We start from the raw sequence: 19025 nt of genomic DNA on the forward strand, positions 1-19025 counted from the left end.
GCCAATTGCGATGGGCAATCCGGCTTGCCGGGCAAAAAAATCCACCCCGCACTTCGGGGCCAAAGCCGCCGTTAACCCTATTGTCAGCCTGCCCATGTCATCCTCCCGGCCTCTGCAAACCGGGCTGTCCGCCTCGCGCGGCGCCACCAACGGGACGGGACCGGCTATGGATATCATGCTGCACATCGGCGCACATCGCTGCGCTACGGGATATTTTCAGGGCTTTCTTGCCCATCATGAAACGGCGCTGCGCCGTGACGGGCTGGCGGTCTGGGGACCGGCCCAGACCCGCGACGGGCTGTTCCACGGCATCCATCCCGGCCCGGCCCCGGTAACAGGCCGTGACCTGGCAACCCGCGCCCGTGGTCGTCTGCGCCTGCGCCTCGCGACCGAGGCCGCCAGCGGCAGCACGCGGCTGCTGATCAGCGACGCCAATATGATGGGCAGTCCCAATGACCTGCTGCAACAGAGCCAGCTATATGGCAGCATCGGCGTGCGTATGGCGCGGTTCGATGCCGCCTTTGACGGGCAGGTGCGCGATGTGATGCTGAACCTGCGCAGCCCGGAGCGGTTCTGGACCTCGCTGCTGACCCGGATGGTGACCAATGGCCACCCGTTGCCCTCGGCCGCGCTGCTGGGGCGGATCGCCGCCCATCCGCGCAGCTGGCGCGATGTGATCACCGATATTGCCTGCGCCATGCCCAATGCCCGCATCCGGGTGCTGCCCTATGAAACCTATGGCGACCGGCCCGAGGTGCAGATGGCGCTGCTGACCGGGACGCGGCTGGCGCGGTTCACCTGTTCGGATCGACTCAACCGCTCAGACGGGCTGCCGACCCTGCGGCATCGCCTGTCGGCAGCCGTCGCCCGCGACCTGCCACGCGGCGAGGGCCGCTGGACCCCGTTTTCCGACATTCAATCCGCAGCGCTGCGCGAGCGCTACGCCGATGATCTGATGTGGCTGCAAGGCGGCGCGGACGGTCTGGCAGAGCTGATGCGTGACCCTGACAAACATGCGGTGGGCTCGAACCCGCCCTCATACGACCTGACAAGAGGAACTTCCGATGACGACCAAAACCGACGATTGGCGGGCTCTGGCTGAAAAAGAGCTGCGCGGACGCCCGCTGGACGCGCTGACCTGGAATACGCTGGAAGGCATTGATGTAAAACCGCTTTATACTGAGGCCGACAGCAAGGATCTGCCTCATATGGGCACGCTGCCCGGCTTTGGACCCTTTACCCGGGGCGTGAAGGCCACGATGTACGCAGGCCGCCCCTGGACCATCCGCCAATATGCGGGCTTCTCCACGGCTGAGGAATCCAACGCTTTCTACCGCCGCAACCTCGCGGCCGGGCAGCAGGGCGTTTCGGTGGCCTTCGACCTTGCCACCCACCGCGGCTATGACAGCGACCACCCCCGCGTGATGGGCGATGTCGGCAAGGCCGGTGTGGCCATCGACAGCGTTGAGGATATGAAAATCCTGTTTGATGGCATCCCGCTGGATCAGGTCTCGGTCTCGATGACGATGAACGGCGCGGTGATCCCGATCCTGGCCAGCTTTATCGTCGCGGGCGAAGAGCAGGGCCATGACAAGGCGCTGCTGGCAGGCACCATTCAGAACGATATCCTGAAGGAGTTCATGGTCCGCAACACCTATATCTATCCGCCGGAACCCTCGATGCGGATCATCTCGGACATCATCGAATATACCTCGAACGAGATGCCGAAATTCAATTCCATCTCCATTTCCGGCTATCACATGCAGGAAGCCGGCGCCAATCTGGTGCAGGAGCTGGCCTATACGCTGGCGGACGGTCGCGAATATGTCCGCGCCGCGATTGAGGCAGGCATGGATGTTGACAAATTCGCAGGCCGCCTGAGCTTCTTCTTTGCGATTGGCATGAATTTCTTCATGGAAATCGCCAAACTGCGCGCCGCCCGCACGCTTTGGCACCGGGTGATGACGGACTTTGGCGCCAAATCCGACCGCTCCAAGATGCTGCGCACCCATTGCCAGACCTCGGGCGTGTCCTTGCAGGAGCAGGATCCCTACAACAACGTGATCCGCACCGCCTATGAGGCGATGTCGGCGGTGCTTGGCGGCACGCAGTCGCTGCACACCAACGCGCTGGACGAGGCCATCGCGCTGCCCACCGATTTCTCTGCCCGCATCGCCCGCAACACCCAGCTGGTGCTGCAGGAGGAAACCGGCGTCACCAATGTGGTCGATCCGCTGGCTGGCTCCTACTATGTCGAAAGCCTCACCAATGAGCTGATCGAGAAAGCCTGGGCGCTGATGGAGGAGGTCGAGGAGATGGGCGGCATGACCAAGGCCGTGGCCTCCGGCATGCCGAAACTGCGCATCGAGGAAAGCGCGGCCCGTCGTCAGGCGATGATCGACCGGGGCGAAGAGGTGATCGTCGGTGTCAACAAATACCGCAAGGAAAAGGAAGATCCGATCGACATTCTGGATGTCGACAACGTCAAGGTGCGCGACAGCCAGATCGCCCGGCTGGAACAGATCCGCGCCAGCCGCGACAGCGCCGCCTGCGAGGCCGCGCTGGACAATCTGACCCGCGTCGCAAAGGAAGGTGGCAACCTTCTGGCCGCCGCCGTCGAAGCCGCCCGCGCGCGGGCCTCAGTCGGAGAGATCTCCATGGCAATGGAAAAGGAATTCGGCCGTCACAGCGCCGAGGTCAAGACCCTGGCCGGTGTCTATGGCGCCGCCTATGAGGGCGACGAAGGCTTTGCCGCCATTCAGAAATCCATCGAAGACTTTGCCGAGGCAGAGGGCCGTCGCCCGCGTCTTCTGGTGGTCAAGATGGGGCAGGACGGTCACGACCGGGGGGCCAAGGTGATCGCCACCGCCTTTGCCGATATCGGCTTTGACGTTGACGTCGGCCCGCTGTTCCAGACCCCGGAAGAGGCCGCGCAGGACGCCATCGACAATGACGTCCATGTGGTCGGGATTTCGTCGCAGGCCGCAGGGCACAAGACGCTGGCCCCGCAGCTGGTGCAGGAGCTGAAGGCGCAGGGCGCCGAGGATATCATCGTGATCTGTGGCGGGGTGATCCCGCAGCAGGATTACCAGTTCCTCTATGACAATGGCGTCAAGGCGATCTTTGGCCCCGGCACCAATATTCCCGAAGCGGCGCAGGACATCCTGAAGCTGATCCGCCAGGGTGGGTAACCGGCGCGGCTGATCAGGTCCGCCGGCATTTGCGGCCCGGCAAGGGCGGCGCTGCGGCCTGACCGCCTTGCCCATGCTCATAAGCGCTCCCGCGCCCGCGGGGGCCTTTGCCCGATGGGCAAATCCCCCCTTGCGGCCTTGGGCGCGGCAGCCAGCCTATCCGGCTGGCTGCCGACATCGCGCGATGCGCGATGCCATGCCCAACGGGAGCGGGGGCGTCTGTGACGCCGCCGACGACGGGCGGGAGAGCTGCTGCCTCCCATCTGTGCCCGGATGTATCTGTGCCCGGATGTTGGGCAGCCACCTGCCGTGACATCGCCAGTGTTGAGGGCGTCCGCACGTGGTTCCAACATTGCCGCTTGCACCCCGGCGGCGGGTGGCTAGTCTCGCCGCCATCAGCGGGGAGCATGTCATGGAACTCGATCATCTGGCCGTTTCGGCCGCGACACTGGAAGAGGCGGTTGCCCATGTGGAGGAAAGCCTCGGCGTGCCGATGCAGCCGGGCGGCAGCCATGCGGTCTTTGGCACCCACAACCGGCTTCTTGGGCTTGCCGATGGCCTCTATCTCGAGGCCATTGCCATCGACCCCGCCGCCACACCGCAGCGCAGCCCGCGCTGGTACGATCTGGACCGCCGCAGCGGCCCCGCACGGATCACCAACTGGATCTGCCGCTGCGCCGATCTCACGGCCGCGCTGACCGCAGCCCCGGAGGGCGCGGGAGAGATTGTCGATCTGCAACGGGGCAATCTCAGCTGGCAGATGGCGGTGCCGGCTGATGGCATCCTGCCGTTTGACAATATGTTCCCGGCCTTGATGCAATGGCACAGCCCCCATCCCGCCGCCGCGCTGGTCCCGCAGGGCTGCACCCTGCGCCGTCTGCATCTGTCGCACCCGGACAGCACAGCACTGGCGCAGGCGCTGCCGTTTGATGATCCGCGGGTCGAGATCCACAACGGCCCTGCCGCCTTCGAGGCTGAGTTCGACACGCCCCACGGGCGCCGGGTGCTGCGATGATCGTCAGGGCGGCCACCGCGGCCGATGCAGAGGCAATCGCCGCGATCACCAACCAGATCATCCGCGACACGCTGATCACCTTCACCACGGCGGAAAAGACCGGCGCGCAGGTCAGCGATGAGATCGCCAAGAAAGGCGCCTATGTGCAGGTGGCCGAGGAGGCGGGCCAGATCCTCGGCTACATCAGCCTTGGCGGGTTTCGCAGCGGTCCCGGCTATGCCCGCACCGCGGAACATGCGATTTACCTCACCGAAGCGGCCCGTGGCCGGGGCACCGGCCGGGCGCTGATCGCCGCCATCGAGGAGGTCGCGCGCCGCGACGGCATCCACGTGCTGGTCGCAGGCATCAGCGCGCTCAATGCAGGCGGACTTGGCTTTCACGCGGCCATGGGATTTGTCGAGGTCGGACGGATGCCGGAGGTCGGCTACAAATGGGGCCAGTGGCTGGATCTGGTGCTGATGCAGAAAATTCTCTCTCCCAAAGGGGTTGGCCCCGCTGACAGTCCGGCCAAAGCAGGCTAGGCTGGCCATATGTCACTTTGGACCCGCATCACCGAAGCGCTCGCTGCGCTGGCCTCTGGCCAGAGCCTCAGCGATGTCTTCGACAGCCTGCGCGCGCCACCGGAACGCACCGTTGCCTTTGCCATCGCGGTGATTGCGCTTGGTGCCAAAATGGCCAAGGCGGACGGGCAGGTCACCCGCGACGAGGTCACCGCCTTTCGCGAGGTGTTCCAGATTGCGGCGGAGGATGAGGCAGGTGCTGCGCGGGTGTTTGATCTCGCCCGGACCGATGTTGCGGGCTATCAGGACTATGCCGCGCGGATCCAGAAGATGTTTGCCAATGACCCGCAGACGCTGTGCGATCTGATGGAAGGACTGTTTCACATCGCCATGGCGGACGGGTTTTATCATCCCGGCGAAAACGAATTCCTGTCCGAGGTCAGCCGCATCTTCGGTCAGAGCGAGCAGCAGTTCATGGCGCTGAGGGCGCGGTTTGTTGCCGATGCGCCGCGCGATCCCTACACGGTGCTGGGGGTGACCCCAGAGATGCCGCGCGAGGAGATCCGCAAACATTGGCGCAAGCTGGTGCGAGAGACCCACCCGGATGCGATGATGGCCCGTGGCGTCCCCGAAGAGGCGGTGCGGCTGGCGGAAAAGCGGATGATCGACATCAACCGCGCCTGGGATGAAATCAACGGATGTGCGGCCCATGCGGCTCGTCACGTATAACGTCGAATGGTTCTCCTCGCTGTTTGACGCCGGGGACCGCCTGCTGATGGACGCTGGCAGTTCGGGCCGCTACGGGGTGGATCGCAGCAGTCAGACACGCGCGCTGGCGCGGGTGTTTCAACGCCTCGATGCCGATGGCATCATGGTGATCGAGGCCCCGGATACCAATGGTCGCCGCCAGACCGTGCGCGCGCTGGAACATTTCGCGCGAGAGGCGGGGCTGCGCAGCACCGACGCGCTGATCGGTTTTGCCAATGACACCCAGCAGGAAATTGCCTTTCTCTACGATCCGCAGGTGCTGCGGGTGGCCCATACACCGGCGCAAACCACCGAGGCACCGCGTTTCGACGGTGTCTTTCACATTGATCTGGATATTGATGCCAAAAAGGATGCGGTGCGGTTTTCCAAACCGCCGCTGGAGCTGACCCTGACCACAAACGGCGGGCGCGAGGTGGCGCTGATCGGCGCGCATCTGAAATCGAAAGCGCCCCATGGCGCGCGCTCCGAAGGGCACGCGGTCAGCCTGTCGATTGCCAACCGGCGCAAACAGCTGGCACAGGCGATCTGGCTGCGCCGCCGGGTTGAGCAGCTTCTGGCCGAGGGGCGGGATGTCATCGTGATGGGCGATCTCAATGACGGGCCGGGGCTTGACGACTATGAGCAGCTGTTCAATCGCTCCTCGGTCGAGATTGTGATGGAGAGCGATCTCTATGATCCGAACGCCCAGAGCCTGCTGCAACCCCGGCTGCGGGTGATGCCCAGCACGGCCCGCTTTTATGACAAGGCAAACAAACGCTATTTCAGTGCCTTGCTGGATTATGTCATGGTCTCCTCCGGGCTGCGCCAATCGGCGCAGAGCTGGCGGATCTGGCACCCGTTCGAGGATGCCGCCTGTTATGAGGATGTCGATCTGCGCGAGGCGCTGCTGGCGGCCTCCGATCACTTTCCGGTCAGCCTTGATCTCGATCTTGGGTGAAGGCCCTCAAAGGTTCACCGGCGGCACCGGGGGCTGCGCGACGCCGCCGGTGGTGGTTGCCACTTCAATCCTGACGTGTTTCGCCTATATTGACGGCAAGCAATCCCGTCCAACCCTAAAGGGGGCAATGACATGATGCCTAGGTTCCGAATGACGCCTCAGTCGATGCGCGGCCTTGCGCTTGCGGGGCTGCTGGTGCTGCCGCTGACAGCGCCGGTGGCTGCCGAAACCGCACCCGCGCCAGAGGACGAAGGCAGCAGCCTGATGCAGCGCGGGGCAGAGCTGTTCTGGGAGGGGCTGCGTCAGGAAATGGCGCCCGCGCTTGACGATCTTCAGGCGCTGGCGGATGAATTCGGGCCAAGCCTGCAAGGGTTCCTGTCGGAGATGGGGCCTGCACTGGCCGAGATCGCGGGCAAGGTCGAGGACTGGAGCGTTTATGAACCTCCCGAAATCCTGCCCAATGGCGATATCATCATTCGCCGCAAGCCGCAGGACGCTCCAGACGTGCCGCCGGGTGGATCCCCGCAGGCCAGCCCGGACACCGATCTGCCCGAAGGCACAACCGACCTGTGACGCGCTGAGGATCGGCCCAGAGCGGCAAGGGAGGGTCTGACCCGATGCGGGGCAGGCCAGCGGTTACTTGCGGATCTTCACCCGTACCTCTGCCTCCAGCGACCGGGCAAGGGAACTTAGCCGTGCTTCGGCAACCTCGCCAAACAGCGGCTCCGCCTCGGCCGGCAGTTCCAGCAGCAGGTGTTTCTTGCGCGGTTGCCAGACCAGCTTGCCGATGTCGCCATCCTTGCTGACCATCAGCATGGCGCCGAACCGCATCGCCTTGCCCAGGATCTCGGCCTCTTTCTTGCCGCGCTCGTCCAGAAGATCATAGAGATATTCAAACGCCGTCCCCTGCCGCTTGTTGCGATAGCGGTGCAGCAGCGCAAGGCCGAGAAAGATCCGTTCGGAGTGTTTCAGCCCGCCCAGATTGGCCCGTGTGGCGTTGTCGAAACAGACCTCGGCGCGATAGTCGGGATGGGCGCGCCAGCTGACGTCATGCAGCAGGCAGGCGGCTTTCACCAGCCGGGTCTTGGCATGGTCGGAGGATCTGAACAGCGGCGAGACGAATTCATACAGCGTGCGGCCAAAACCGGGGATGCGGGCATCCTTCTGCTCGGCAAAGCGGCTGGCTTCGATCAGCGGATCGCGGTCGCGCAGGCGCTGGGGCATCTGCTCATAGAGCAGCCCCTCGCGGATGCCATAGCTGGAGACCGCGATATCCTTGGGCCGAAAGGTCTTGACCAGCCGCGACAGCACATCGGCGGCATAGGGCACCAGCGACATCCGGGCGCTGGAAACACCGCATTCGGCGCGCAGCTCTTCCAGGTCCTGGGTCTCGATATAGCGCAGGGTCTCGCGCACGGATTGGGCGCTCATGCGGTATTCATGCAGGACCCGCAGCGGGTAGCCGCGCCGCGCCATGTCGATCCGGGCAATCGCCCGCCAGCTGCCGCCGACCAGAAACAGCCGGTCGTTCTGCTGGCCCATCTCGCTGCGCAGGCCCTCCATCACCTCGGTGATATGCGCCTTGCGGCCACGCCTGCCTCCCGCAACGTCGCGCAGTTTCAGCGGGCCGAGTGAGGAGGTCACCCGTTTGCCGACCTCGCCGTCATGGATTTCTGCCAGCTCCATGGAGGAGCCACCGATATCGCAGACCAGACCATAGGATCCGGGCCAGCCCAGCAGCACGCCCTGCGCAGACAGGCGCGCCTCTTCCTGACCGTCGATGACCCAGATCTTCAGCCCGGTTTCGCGCAGCACCTCGTCGCAGAAATCCTGCCCGTCGCTGGCATCGCGCACCGCCGCAGTGGCCACCACCGACAGCGGCGGCATGTCCATGCCTGCGGCCAGATGCTGGAACCGGCGCAGCGCCGACAGGGCGCGGATGCGCCCCTCCGGGTTCAGCCGCCCGGTCTCCGACAGGCCAGCGCCCAGGGCACACATGATTTTTTCGTTATAGAAATAGGCGGGGCTACGGGCGGCCCCGTCAAAGATCACCATCCGCACCGAGTTGGAGCCGACGTCCACCACGCCCACCCGTGACAGGGCGCGGGCGCCCGGATCGTCAAACAAGGGTCGGCCAAAAGGCCCCCAATCGGCGGTGGCAGGCTCCGGTGTCACGTGCATGTTGGCTCCGTTACGTGTCGTCAGGATGGGGGATCGGCAAAGCCGGGTCAATCGCAGGCTGCGGCAGCGCCGGACCTGTCTTCGGCATCGGCTGATGCGGTGGCGGCTGGTTTCTCCGCAGGCCGCGACGGGCTGCGCGCGGTTCGGGCAGGGCGGTCCGACATCAGCTCGACCGCCAGCACCCGCGACACCATCCGCCCTTCGGCGAGGGACAGGCGGTCCAGCTCCTCGACGATCTGCGAGGCCGCGGCAAAGGAGCGGTCCATATGCGCCACCAGATAGGGGATCACATCGGGTTTCGGGGTGATCTGCCGATCGTTGAACAGTTTTGCCAGCACCACCGACAGCAGCGCGTCATCCGGCGGTTGCAGCTGGGCATGGGTCGCGCCTTCGACCCTGCTTTGCAGATCGGGCAGCGACATCGCCCACAGATGCGGTGCGGCCCGCCCGGTCAGCATCAGCGCATGGCCATTGGCCAGAACCAGATTATGCAGGTGAAACAGGGCATCCTGCGCCTCGGCGTTATCGGCAATATCCGGCACGTCCTCGATGGCGATCGGGCCGTCAGCCAGATGCGGCACATCCGCCTTGGTCAGCTGCCAGGCGGGCAGGATGCGCGCGCCGGAGTTGCTGGCCCAGACATGCACCAGATGGGTCTTGCCGGAGCGTTTCGGCCCGCTCAGCACCAGCTTGCCGCCGGGCCAGGCAAAGGCGGGATCCAGCATCGCCACCGCCATCGCATTGGAGGGCGCGACAAAGAAATCGTCCCGTCCAAGCGCCAGTTTCGCCGGGAGGTCAAAGCTCAGCTGTTGTGCCATGGGTCAGGTTCAGTCCGCGTCGTGAAAGGCTTTGCCCTGGTAGAGGCGACTGTCCAGATAGCGCTCAACCAGGAACCGCGCAATCACCCCGAGTGCGGCGGCAACCGGCACCGCGATCAACATGCCGACAAAGCCGAACAGCGCGCCAAAGACCGACAGCGCCAGCAGCAGCCAGACCGGATGCAGCCCAACCGAATTGCCGACCAGCTTGGGGGTGAGCAGATTGCCCTCAACCACCTGACCGATCACGAAAATGCCTGCGACCATGCCGATCGACCACCAGTCGCCCCAGAACTGGAACAGCGCCAGCCCGATGGCCAGCGCGCCGCCGATCAGCGCGCCGAGATAGGGGATGAATGTGACCAGACCGGCGATGAACCCCACCGCAAGACCGAAGTTCAGCCCCACCAGCATCAGCGCCACTGCGTAATAGGTGCCGAGAATCAGGCAGACCGTCCCCATGCCGCGGATAAAGGAGGCCAGCACCTTGTCGATGCGCGCGGCCAGCTCGCGGATGGTGGGGGCGTGATCGCGCGGCAGCAGCTCGTCGATCCGCGCAACCATGCGATCCCAATCGACCAGAAAATAGACCGCGACCACCGGAACAATCACAAACAGCACCATGACGTTGACCAGCGAAACCGCGGAGCCGACAACGCCCTCCAGCACGCTGATCGCCTTGCTTTGCAGGGTCTGGGCGATGGACACGATGGTCTGCTGGGCACGGCTGCCCTCGTCAAACAGGGACGGGGCCTGTTTCTGGGCAAAGTCGCGCAGGTTCTTGAAGGCCTCCGGCAGCACCTGCGCGAGGTCGATCATCTGGTAGATCAGCGTCGGCACCACCACCAGCAACAGCACCACGAACAGCAGTACCGCCGCAACGGTGATGGTTGCGGTGGCCGCCGTGCGGCTGAGCCCCGCCGCTTCCAGCCGGTCGGCAATCGGATCAAGGAGATAGGCAATCGCGGCGCCCAGGACAAACGGCAGCAGGACATCGCCCAGTGCCCACATGGTCACCGCAAAGACCACGGCGGCAATGCCCCAGTATTTCAATTGCTTCTGTGCCGGAAGTGCCATGTGTTGCGTCCTGCTCTCAGCCTGATCCTAGGGGCCTGTTTGGGCAGAAGTCTTCGCCCATGCGCCCCGTCGATGCAACCCCAATGACCGGCCACCGGTTCCCGCAGGGGGGGCGGTCAGGTCATCCGCCCGGTCAGCCATGTGCCGAAACGCAAAGCACGATTGCCTGAGGCGCGTCGATGGCTTAGACCGCTTGCGAACCCAGATTGATAAATGAGACCGCCATGCGCCTGTCCCGCTATTTTCTTCCCGTGCTGAAGGAGACCCCCTCCGAAGCCCAGATCGTCAGCCACCGTTACATGCTGCGCGCCGGCATGATCAAACAGTCCTCTGCCGGGATCTATTCCTGGCTGCCCTTGGGCTTCAAGGTGCTGAAGAAGATCGAAACCATCGTCCATGAAGAGCAGATGCGCGCGGGTCATATCCCGATGCTGATGCCGACGCTGCAATCGGCCGATCTGTGGAAGGAATCGGGGCGCTATGATGACTATGGTCAGGAAATGCTGCGGATCTCCGATCGCCATGGCCGCGACATGCTCTATGGTCCCACCAACGAAGAGCTGATCACCGATATCTTCCGCAGCCATGTCGGCAGCTACAAGGATCTGCCGCTGACGCTCTACCACATCCAGTGGAAATTCCGCGACGAGATCCGCCCGCGGTTCGGTGTCATGCGGGGCCGCGAATTCTACATGAAGGACGGCTATAACTTCGACCTGACCAAAGAGGACGCGCTGCACGCCTATAACCGTCATCTGGTCAGCTATCTGCGCAGCTACGAGCGTATGGGGCTTCAGGCGATCCCGATGCGCGCCGATGGCGGGCCGATTGGCGGCGATTATACCCATGAATTCCTGGTTCTGGCCGAGACCGGCGAGAGCGAGGTGTTCTATGACAGCGCAGTCACCGATCTGACCTTTGGCGATCGCGAAATTGATTACGACAGCGTCGAGCAGTGTCAGGGTGTGCTGGAGGAGTTTACCTCGAAATATGCCCGCACCGATGAAACCCATGACGAGGCGCTGTTTAACGAGGTGCCAGAAGACCGTCGCCGGGTGGCGCGCGGGATCGAGGTTGGCCAGATCTTCTACTTTGGTACCAAATATTCCGAAGCGATGGGTGCCAATGTGCAAGGCCCCGATGGCAAGCAGTCGCCGGTCCATATGGGCTCGCACGGGATCGGCGTTTCGCGTCTCCTTGGCGCCATCATCGAGGCCAGCCACGACGAAAAGGGCATCATCTGGCCCGAAGGTGTGACGCCGTTCCACTGCGGGATCGTGAACCTCAAACAGGGCGACGAAGAAGCCGATGCCGCCTGCGAGAGCCTTTATGACGCGCTGACAGCCGCCGGGCTTGAGCCGCTCTATGATGATCGCAAGGAACGGGCAGGCGGTAAATTCGCCACCATGGACCTGATCGGTCTGCCCTGGCGCATCACCGTCGGCCCGCGTGGTCTGAAAAACGGCGTGGTCGAACTCACCTCGCGCCGCAGCGGCGAAAGCGAGGAACTCTCGCCCGAGGCGGCAGTGCAGAAGATCGTGGAGATCTATGCCAACCACCAGACCGGCCGGGGCTTCTGAAGCGGCGCATAGCCCGCGACATGCCCTTATGGAACGATCAGCACGGTCCGCGCCCCATTGGTGCGGACCGTTTGCGTCTGGACCTGGAATTTTGCCAAAAAAACCAGCGCCCGGCCGATGGCGGTGGATTGGTGTCACCGCCGGGGAATGCTGCCGGGGCGGAAACCAGAACTTGACCTCGGGCCGTGGGCAGCACAGGTTGCGCTGAACTTTGCCCGGCAGGATCATTATGGCCACACCACTCCCTTTTTCCCGTTTTGAATGGCTGATCGCCTGGCGCTATCTGCGGGCGCGCCGGGCCGAAGGGGGCGTCAGTGTGATGACCTGGATCAGCCTCATCGGCATTGCGCTGGCGGTGTTTGCACTGATCGCCACATTGGCAGTGCGCACCGGGTTCCGCTCGGAATTTGTCGGCACCATTCTGGGGGCCAATGCGCATGTGACGCTCTATTCACATGGCACGGTGACCGAACAGGGCCAGCTGGACCGCAAGCTGACAGAGTATGACGCCCTGGCCGAGGCCGCCGCCGCGGTGCCGGGTGTGATCCGCAGCGCGCCGCTGATCAAAGGGCAGGTGATGGCAAGCCTACGCCAGCGCAGCGCCGGGGTTGAGGTCTTTGGCATCTCTGCGGCCAATATCGCCAGCCTGCCGGGGATTGCCCAGAGCGAGGCGGCGATTGGTGACCTGTCGCGGTTTGACGAAGGCGTGGCGCTGGGATCTGGCGTGGCCCGTGAACTGGGCGTGAGCGTCGGCGACCGGATCAAGCTGATTTCCCCCGATGGGGTCAAGACCGCCTTTGGCACCAGCCCGCGCGTCAATGCCTATGAGGTGGTCTATATCTTCACCGCCGGGCGCTATGACATCGACCGGACCCGGCTTTACATGCCTTTTGCCGAGGCGCAGAGCTATTTCAACCGCGAAGGCTTTGCCGATGAAATCGAGGTGATGGTGGAGGATCCCGAAACCGTCGACCGTCTGGTGCTGCCGCTGTTGCAGGCCGGGGATGAGGTTGCCCCGGGCATCGGGGTCTGGACCTGGCGCGATGCCTCGGGTGGCTTCCTGCGCGCGCTGGAGGTCGAGGACAATGTGATGTTCATCATCCTGTCGATCCTGGTGCTAATTGCCACGATGAATATCGTCTCCGGGCTGATCATGCTGGTCAAGAACAAGGGCCGCGATATCGGCATCCTGCGCACCATTGGCCTCAGCGAAGGATCGGTGATGCGGGTGTTTTTCCTCTGTGGGGCCTGCACCGGCTTGATCGGCACTGTGCTTGGGGTCATTCTGGGCTGTCTATTCGCGATCTACATTGATCCGATTTTCTCCTTTGTGAACTATGTGATGGGGGGCGGGGTCTGGGATCCGGCGATCCGGGGCATCTATGCGCTGCCCGCCGAGCTGCGGCTGGCGGATGTGCTGTCGGCGGTGGCGCTGTCGCTGACCTTGTCCTTTGTCATCACCATTTTCCCGGCCCGGCGCGCGGCGCGGATGAACCCGGTGGAGGCGCTGCGCTATGAATAATTTCGAAATGCAGACAGGCGCGCAATCTGCCGTATTGCAGCTGAGCCAGGTCGGCAAATCCTATAACCACGGTCTGCCAACGCAGGTGGATGTGCTGACTGGCATTGATCTGACGGTGAAGCCCGGAGAGATCGTGGCGCTGGTGGCGCCCTCTGGCGCCGGCAAATCCACCCTGCTGCATACGGCCGGCCTGCTGGACACGCCCGATTGTGGCACGGTGCGGATTGGCGGGCAGGATCTGACCGGCAAATCCGAGCGGCGGCGTACGGCGGTGCGGCGGCAGGATGTGGGGTTTGTCTACCAGTTCCATCATCTGCTGGCGGAGTTCACCGCGCTGGAAAACATCGTGTTGCCGCAGCTGGCCAATGGCATCAGCCAGGCCAAGGCAGAGGCGCGGGCGCAGGATCTGCTGGCGCGGGTCGGGCTGAGCGACCGCGCCGGGCATCGCCCTGCGGCGATGTCGGGCGGCGAGCAGCAGCGGGTGGCGTTTTGCCGGGCGCTGGCCAACGGGCCGCGTCTGCTTCTGGCGGATGAGCCGACAGGCAACCTCGATCCCGCTACCGCCGATCAGGTCTTTGCGGTGCTGATGGAGCTGGTGGCCGAGACCGGCATGGCGGCGCTGATTGCCACCCATAATCTGGAGCTGGCGCAGCGCATGGACCGGGTGGTGCGGTTGGACGGCGGGCAGCTCCATCCGGGGCTCTGAGCCGCATCGGTCAGGCGCAGATACCGCCCAGCTCGGCGCCTTTCCACGGCAGGTAGACATCGCTTTCGCGGCTTTGCGGCAGGTCTGAGACGGGCATCGCCGCCTTCAGCATTCCATGCAGCCGCTTGGTGCGCGCGCCGGTTGGGTCCAGCGCGCGGCAGCAGACGTATTCTTCGACGATCGCGCCCTGCTGTTCATAGGCAAAGTCGATGAAGCGGTCGTCGCCTTTCAGATCAAACAGATAGGGATCATCCGTCGCCCGGTGTTCGGCAGCGGCGCGCAGCGGGTGATAGCCGGTCTTGGCGCGTTGCTGCCATTGCCAGACATGGGTCGCTTCATGGGCCAGCAGCATCGCCTCCACCAGATAAAGCCGCTCGGGGTAGGCGGGCATGTAGTCGTCGATATACCAGTCGCGCACGAAGAAGATGCGATTGAACAGCGCCAGTGCGGCGGGGGAAGAGGTGACGATCTCATCTTTTACGGGCGGCAGGATGCGTTCGCGGCAGGTCACGCGGGGGCGTGGCTTGCGGCGAAATGTGACCTGCGAGAGTGGCGCGCCCTTGACGATGCGCAGGCGGTTCATATCCAGTTCGGGCCCGTGAATACGGCTGAGGAACTGCTGTTCGCCTTCGGACAGCGGACGCCCGCAGGACAGCAGGGCAAGACACCCCAGGACAAGACAGAACCGCGCGATCATGGACCCACCCTAGGACAAGTTGCGCCTGGGTGGGAACTGGTTTTGCGAGCTTTGTTGCGTGGTCAGCTGGCAGCGCGGCGCAGGTCCACGAAGGTCTCGTTATAGCAGGCGCCATCTTCGGTATCGGTGCGGATATCGGCGGGGATCAGCGCGTTCACGGTCAGACCCGTGGCGCTGCTGGCGCGCCAGGTGCCCTTGGGGCTGTAGAGCACGCCAGGTCGGGTGGCATCGCTGATTTTCAGCCGCAGGGTGACGGTGGCCCGATCGTTGAAGACCTCCAGCAGATCGCCATCGGTCAGCTCACGGCTGGCGGCATCCTTTGGGTGCATTTCGAGCATTTCGGCCCCATCTGAGGGTGGCTGATCGCCAAAGGTGGCATTGGTGCGTTTCGCAGAGGACGGCGTGATCAGCACAAAGGGGGCGCTGCGCGGCACCGGATCATAGCGCGGCACGCCAAAGCCGTAGCGGGTCTCGTAGTCCTCGCTGAACAGCTCAATCTTGCCCGAGGCGGTGGCCGGCGCAATTGTATCACAGAGGATCGGTGCGGCGCCCTCGGCAGCGGTGATTTCCAGCGCCCGGTCGAGGGGGATTTCACTGGGGCGGTGGCCCTGAAGCTGCGGATGATTGCCGTCCAGCGCCTGATCCATCAGCTCGGCATCGCTGGCCTGAAACAGCGGGTCGTTATAGCCGAACCGCGCGGCCAGACGGCGGAAAATCTCGGTATTGGGCAGGCTGTCGCCCACCAGCGGAATGACCGGGGCGGCACGCTGGATGAAGTTCTGGCCATAAGCACCATAGACATCGTCATATTCAAAATGGCTGGCGGCAGGCAGGATCACATCGCACATCCGCATGGAATCGGTCATCGCCACATCGCAGCCCGCGATAAAGATATCCTCCTGACTGAGCGCTTCGATCAGGCGGGCCTGATCGGGGTGGGTGGCGACCGGGTTGTGATTGTAGATCATCACCGCCTTGACCGGGATGCGCATATCGCGATCCAGCAGTTTGCGCGCCACATCGACGATGTTGAAAACCCGTGTGTCCGGGTCGATCAGGTGGCTGGCCTGCAAGCGGTCCTGTGTTTTGGGGGCGGCGAGGCCGGGTTTGGCCAGCACCCCGGCACCCAGCCGCCCGTGATGGCCGGTCAGCGCCTGGAGCGCCATGGCCGCACGCAGGCCGGAGCCGCCGGAGCGTCCGCGCTCGATCCCGTTGCCGAGCGAGGTGGACATGCAGCGGGCCTGTGCGATCCAATCCGCCAGCTGGTGGAACTGCGCCAGCGGGATGCCGCAGACCTCGGCCACCTGATCGGGGGTATAGCTGCGGGCAGCCTTCAGGTATGGTTCTGATCCGGTGGTCCATTGGGCGATGAAGTCATGATCCAGCGCGCCGCGCCGCTCCAGCTCAGCCGCCAGTGCCATCGCCAGCACCACATCGGTGCCCGGCACCGGTTGCAGATGCAGGTCGCAGTGTTCGGCAATCTTGGTGCGCTTGGGGTCGATGACGACCAGCCGTGTGCCCTTGGTGCGGGCCTGTTTCAGCAGCGGCGCCATATGCAGGTTGGAAACCGTAATGTTATTGCCCCAGACCAGCACCAGATCCGAATGCAGCAGCTGCTGTGGCGGCATGCCGGGAGCGGGGCCGAACAGGCTCTCATAGGCGCCACCGCGCACCCCGCCGCAGAGCGGCCCCCGGTTCAGCCGGGTTGCGCCCATATGGTAGAAAAACCGCCGGTCCATCGACCCGCCGGCCAGCTCGCCGTGGGGGCCTGCGTAGTTGAAGGGCAGCACCGATTGCGCGCCGTGGGCGGTGATTGCGCGCATGAACCCGGCGTGGATCAGGTCCAGCGCCTGCTCCCAGCTGATCGGCTCATAGCTGCCGCTGCCGCGCGGGCCGCTGCGCCGCAGCGGCCGGGTCAGCCGGTTGGGACCATGGACAAAGCCTGCAAAACTGCGCGCCACCTTGTTGCAGATCACCGCGTCGGTCAGCGGATTGGCGTGTGATCCGCGCACCGCCGTGATCTCGCCATCCGTGACACTGACGCTGAGGCTGCAGGTGTCGGGGCAATCCAGCGGGCAGACGCTGGGCAACTGGGTGGTCGGGCTATCGGCAGGGGCGTTGTCGCGCATGGCTGGGCTCGCAAATCTGAAAGGGTCTGTCGCGGTCAGCCTAGCCTGGAATGTGACCTTGTCGAAATGGCCAGTTCGGTGAGTTTTGATAAGGCCAGGACCTAGCGCAGATCCACCACAGATTTGCCCAGCCGGAACGGCGCGGCAAAGGCTACCATGCAGAGCGCGAGGATCTGCAACACCAGAATATGCGCGTTGTCCTGAAGATATTCCCATTCGCTCTTGAGCTGGGTAATCTGCCCGATCAGCGCGTCATAGGCGCGGGCCAGGATCAGAAAATCGCCCGCAATGGTCGGCACCTTGCGGCGCAGGGTGTCGACGGCGGCTTTGGTCGGGGCATCCAGCGCGGTAAAAACGGTAAAGGCGGCGGGATCGAAGGCATCCGCCTTGGCGGCCATTTCCATCATCTCAGGCGTGTGGTCGGCGCGGCCAAAGATCAGCCGCAGCCCCTGCAGCGGGGTGACCTGATCGGTGACGGCGATGAACAGCGGCAGCTCGGCATTGCCCGCGGTGGAGGCGGAGAGAAACTCGATCTTGTCGCAGAGCGTGGCGATATCGCTGTCATAGGCCGGATCGCAGAAGCGCAGGCGAAAGCGCGCGGCGTCGCGGTCAAAAGAGGCGGTGGCGGCATAGGCGATGTCGATCTGCCGTTCCAGCCGCCCGGTGTCGGCCTTGTAGATGCCCGCCAGCACAGCGACCAGCGCGCCGATACCGCCCAGCACCACCCAGCCCAGATCCGCCAGCCGCCAGACCCGGTGTCCTGCAGGATGGCGAAACAGCAGCGCGGTGCCGAGGCTGCCCGCGCCGAAACACAGGAGGATCAGCAGCAGCTGATTGTCGGCGATGGTCATCATGGCGGCGGCTCCTGCGGGTGGGTCCGGGGTGGGCTGGCTCTGGGGAAGTGTAGAAAGACCAGCGCCTTGCAGGCAAGCGCTATCACCGCGCGGCCGGTGATGCCCAGAGGCGCGGTGGGGGATGTCCTGATTGTGATGTCACCCGCGTGGTGGGAGCGGGTCGTTGCTGCGGGCAGCAAAGAGCAGGCGGCGCCGCCAAGGGCCCAATGTCTCCACTGGAGCCAAAGGCGGAGGGTGGGATGGGGATTGCCCATCTTCGCGAGATATCTGCGAACCGCCCCGGTTGGTGGCCGTGGCGTCCGATCTCCAGGTGGTGAGGCGGGGTGTCAGACCGCCCCGGATGTCGCGACGGGATCAGTCTGGCAGATCGGGTTTAAGCGAAGGTGGAAGGGGCGTGCGGTGGTCCGGGGGCTGGCGCAACGGGGGGATCTTAGGAGTTGTCGAATCCATCGGTGTCCAAACCAAGCGCCATTGTAACGTAAAGCTCTGTCAAATATTGCTCGATGTGGCTTTTGATCTCTAGGAAGCGGAAATCCATGCCCTTGATACTGTCAATCTCATCTCGGAAAGTGGCACCATAAACCTCGTGAGCTGTGATCTGAGATCTGCTTAGCGTGGTCTTATATGTCGCCTTGCTGATTTCTTGATGGCGTTTCCGAGTGCGTTTCAATGCAAAAGACGCGGAATTATGGGAGGCGGTTACATGTGCTCTCAGTCGCTGCGCCAGATTGTTTGTTCGTCCAGCATAAACTGGTGTGTTGTTTTCATAGAAAACATAGATGGCTGGAATTTTGAGCCCCGCTGGACGGGCGCACATAGAGAAAATTCTCTGTTGTTTCAGAAGGTCGAAATTGCTTTTGGCTTTGTCGCAGAAAGTGTCGAAATCAGCAGATGACATGCTCTCATCCTATCGGTTGGAATAATTTCTTGTGAAGTAATGCCCCTTGGGACGTGGGGCGTAGCCGCACGGCCCGCGCCTGACCTTCCCCCCGGGAAGGCGCTTCACGCCTCCCCAAGGTCAAGCGCGGGCCTTGTGGTGCGGGGAGGGCG

17 protein-coding genes are annotated in these 19025 nt (G+C 63.8%); 10 read left to right on the plus strand and 7 right to left on the minus strand.

The window, feature by feature from the left end; genetic code table 11:
- The first annotated feature begins 166 nt into the window (after window positions 1-166).
- The 7 genes from VWZ87_RS12930 to VWZ87_RS12960 all read left to right on the plus strand — a co-directional run bounded on the left by VWZ87_RS12930 (window position 167) and on the right by VWZ87_RS12960 (window position 6984).
- Window positions 167-1102, plus strand: coding sequence for a hypothetical protein (locus VWZ87_RS12930; protein WP_416535117.1), 936 nt, complete (start codon window positions 167-169; stop codon window positions 1100-1102).
- The gene (scpA, locus tag VWZ87_RS12935; protein WP_416535118.1) at window positions 1065-3191 is read left to right on the plus strand and encodes a methylmalonyl-CoA mutase; all 2127 of its coding nucleotides are present in this window, start codon (window positions 1065-1067) and stop codon (window positions 3189-3191) included. Before VWZ87_RS12930 ends, scpA begins: the two co-directional genes overlap by 38 nt.
- 412 nt (window positions 3192-3603) lie before the next feature.
- Window positions 3604-4206, plus strand: a complete 603-nt coding sequence (locus VWZ87_RS12940; protein WP_416535119.1) for a VOC family protein — start codon at window positions 3604-3606, stop codon at window positions 4204-4206.
- On the plus strand, window positions 4203-4727 hold the full coding sequence (locus VWZ87_RS12945; protein ID WP_416535120.1) for a GNAT family N-acetyltransferase: 525 nt from the start codon (window positions 4203-4205) through the stop codon (window positions 4725-4727). The genes VWZ87_RS12940 and VWZ87_RS12945 overlap by 4 nt, the downstream gene beginning before the upstream one ends.
- Before the next feature lie 9 nt (window positions 4728-4736).
- Window positions 4737-5435, plus strand: coding sequence for a molecular chaperone DjiA (locus VWZ87_RS12950; protein WP_340546028.1), 699 nt, complete (start codon window positions 4737-4739; stop codon window positions 5433-5435).
- Window positions 5416-6411, plus strand: a complete 996-nt coding sequence (locus tag VWZ87_RS12955; protein WP_416535121.1) for an endonuclease/exonuclease/phosphatase family protein — start codon at window positions 5416-5418, stop codon at window positions 6409-6411. The genes VWZ87_RS12950 and VWZ87_RS12955 overlap by 20 nt, the downstream gene beginning before the upstream one ends.
- A 132-nt stretch (window positions 6412-6543) precedes the next feature.
- Complete coding sequence (locus VWZ87_RS12960) at window positions 6544-6984, plus strand: hypothetical protein (RefSeq protein ID WP_416535122.1); 441 nt, start codon at window positions 6544-6546, stop codon at window positions 6982-6984.
- A 63-nt stretch (window positions 6985-7047) separates the two neighbouring features.
- Here VWZ87_RS12960 and VWZ87_RS12965 read toward each other — a convergent pair whose 3' ends face one another.
- The 3 genes from VWZ87_RS12965 to VWZ87_RS12975 are packed head-to-tail and all read right to left on the minus strand — an operon-like array spanning window position 7048 to window position 10487.
- Window positions 7048-8592, minus strand: a complete 1545-nt coding sequence (locus VWZ87_RS12965; RefSeq protein WP_416535123.1) for a Ppx/GppA family phosphatase — start codon at window positions 8590-8592, stop codon at window positions 7048-7050.
- Between the two features lie 47 nt (window positions 8593-8639).
- The gene (locus VWZ87_RS12970; RefSeq protein WP_416535124.1) at window positions 8640-9410 is read right to left on the minus strand and encodes a chromosomal replication initiator DnaA; all 771 of its coding nucleotides are present in this window, start codon (window positions 9408-9410) and stop codon (window positions 8640-8642) included.
- A gap of 9 nt (window positions 9411-9419) precedes the next feature.
- On the minus strand, window positions 9420-10487 hold the full coding sequence (locus VWZ87_RS12975; RefSeq protein WP_340546023.1) for an AI-2E family transporter: 1068 nt from the start codon (window positions 10485-10487) through the stop codon (window positions 9420-9422).
- A 224-nt stretch (window positions 10488-10711) separates the two neighbouring features.
- Here VWZ87_RS12975 and proS point away from each other — a divergent pair, with 224 nt between their 5' ends.
- The 3 genes from proS to VWZ87_RS12990 all read left to right on the plus strand — a co-directional run bounded on the left by proS (window position 10712) and on the right by VWZ87_RS12990 (window position 14295).
- Complete coding sequence (proS, locus tag VWZ87_RS12980) at window positions 10712-12067, plus strand: proline--tRNA ligase (RefSeq protein WP_416535125.1); 1356 nt, start codon at window positions 10712-10714, stop codon at window positions 12065-12067.
- Between the two features lie 229 nt (window positions 12068-12296).
- Window positions 12297-13589 (plus strand): lipoprotein-releasing ABC transporter permease subunit, encoded by a 1293-nt coding sequence (locus VWZ87_RS12985; RefSeq protein WP_416535126.1) that lies wholly within the window; start codon window positions 12297-12299, stop codon window positions 13587-13589.
- The gene (locus tag VWZ87_RS12990) at window positions 13582-14295 is read left to right on the plus strand and encodes an ABC transporter ATP-binding protein (protein ID WP_416535127.1); all 714 of its coding nucleotides are present in this window, start codon (window positions 13582-13584) and stop codon (window positions 14293-14295) included. Before VWZ87_RS12985 ends, VWZ87_RS12990 begins: the two co-directional genes overlap by 8 nt.
- Before the next feature lie 10 nt (window positions 14296-14305).
- Here the strand turns inward: VWZ87_RS12990 and VWZ87_RS12995 are convergent, their stop codons facing one another.
- From VWZ87_RS12995 to VWZ87_RS13010, 4 genes are all read right to left on the minus strand, one after another.
- Entirely contained in the window at window positions 14306-14992 is a 687-nt protein-coding gene (locus VWZ87_RS12995; protein ID WP_416535128.1) for a hypothetical protein, read from the minus strand.
- Between the two features lie 62 nt (window positions 14993-15054).
- On the minus strand, window positions 15055-17121 hold the full coding sequence (locus tag VWZ87_RS13000) for a molybdopterin-dependent oxidoreductase (RefSeq protein ID WP_416535129.1): 2067 nt from the start codon (window positions 17119-17121) through the stop codon (window positions 15055-15057).
- Between the two features lie 101 nt (window positions 17122-17222).
- On the minus strand, window positions 17223-17975 hold the full coding sequence (locus VWZ87_RS13005) for a hypothetical protein (RefSeq protein WP_416535130.1): 753 nt from the start codon (window positions 17973-17975) through the stop codon (window positions 17223-17225).
- Between the two features lie 430 nt (window positions 17976-18405).
- Window positions 18406-18873, minus strand: coding sequence for a GIY-YIG nuclease family protein (locus tag VWZ87_RS13010; protein ID WP_416535131.1), 468 nt, complete (start codon window positions 18871-18873; stop codon window positions 18406-18408).
- Between the last annotated feature and the right edge of the window lie 152 nt (window positions 18874-19025).

It is taken from the genome of Phaeobacter sp. JH20_37 (genome assembly GCF_048056015.1).
Classification (GTDB): Bacteria; Pseudomonadota; Alphaproteobacteria; order Rhodobacterales; family Rhodobacteraceae; genus Phaeobacter; species Phaeobacter bryozoorum.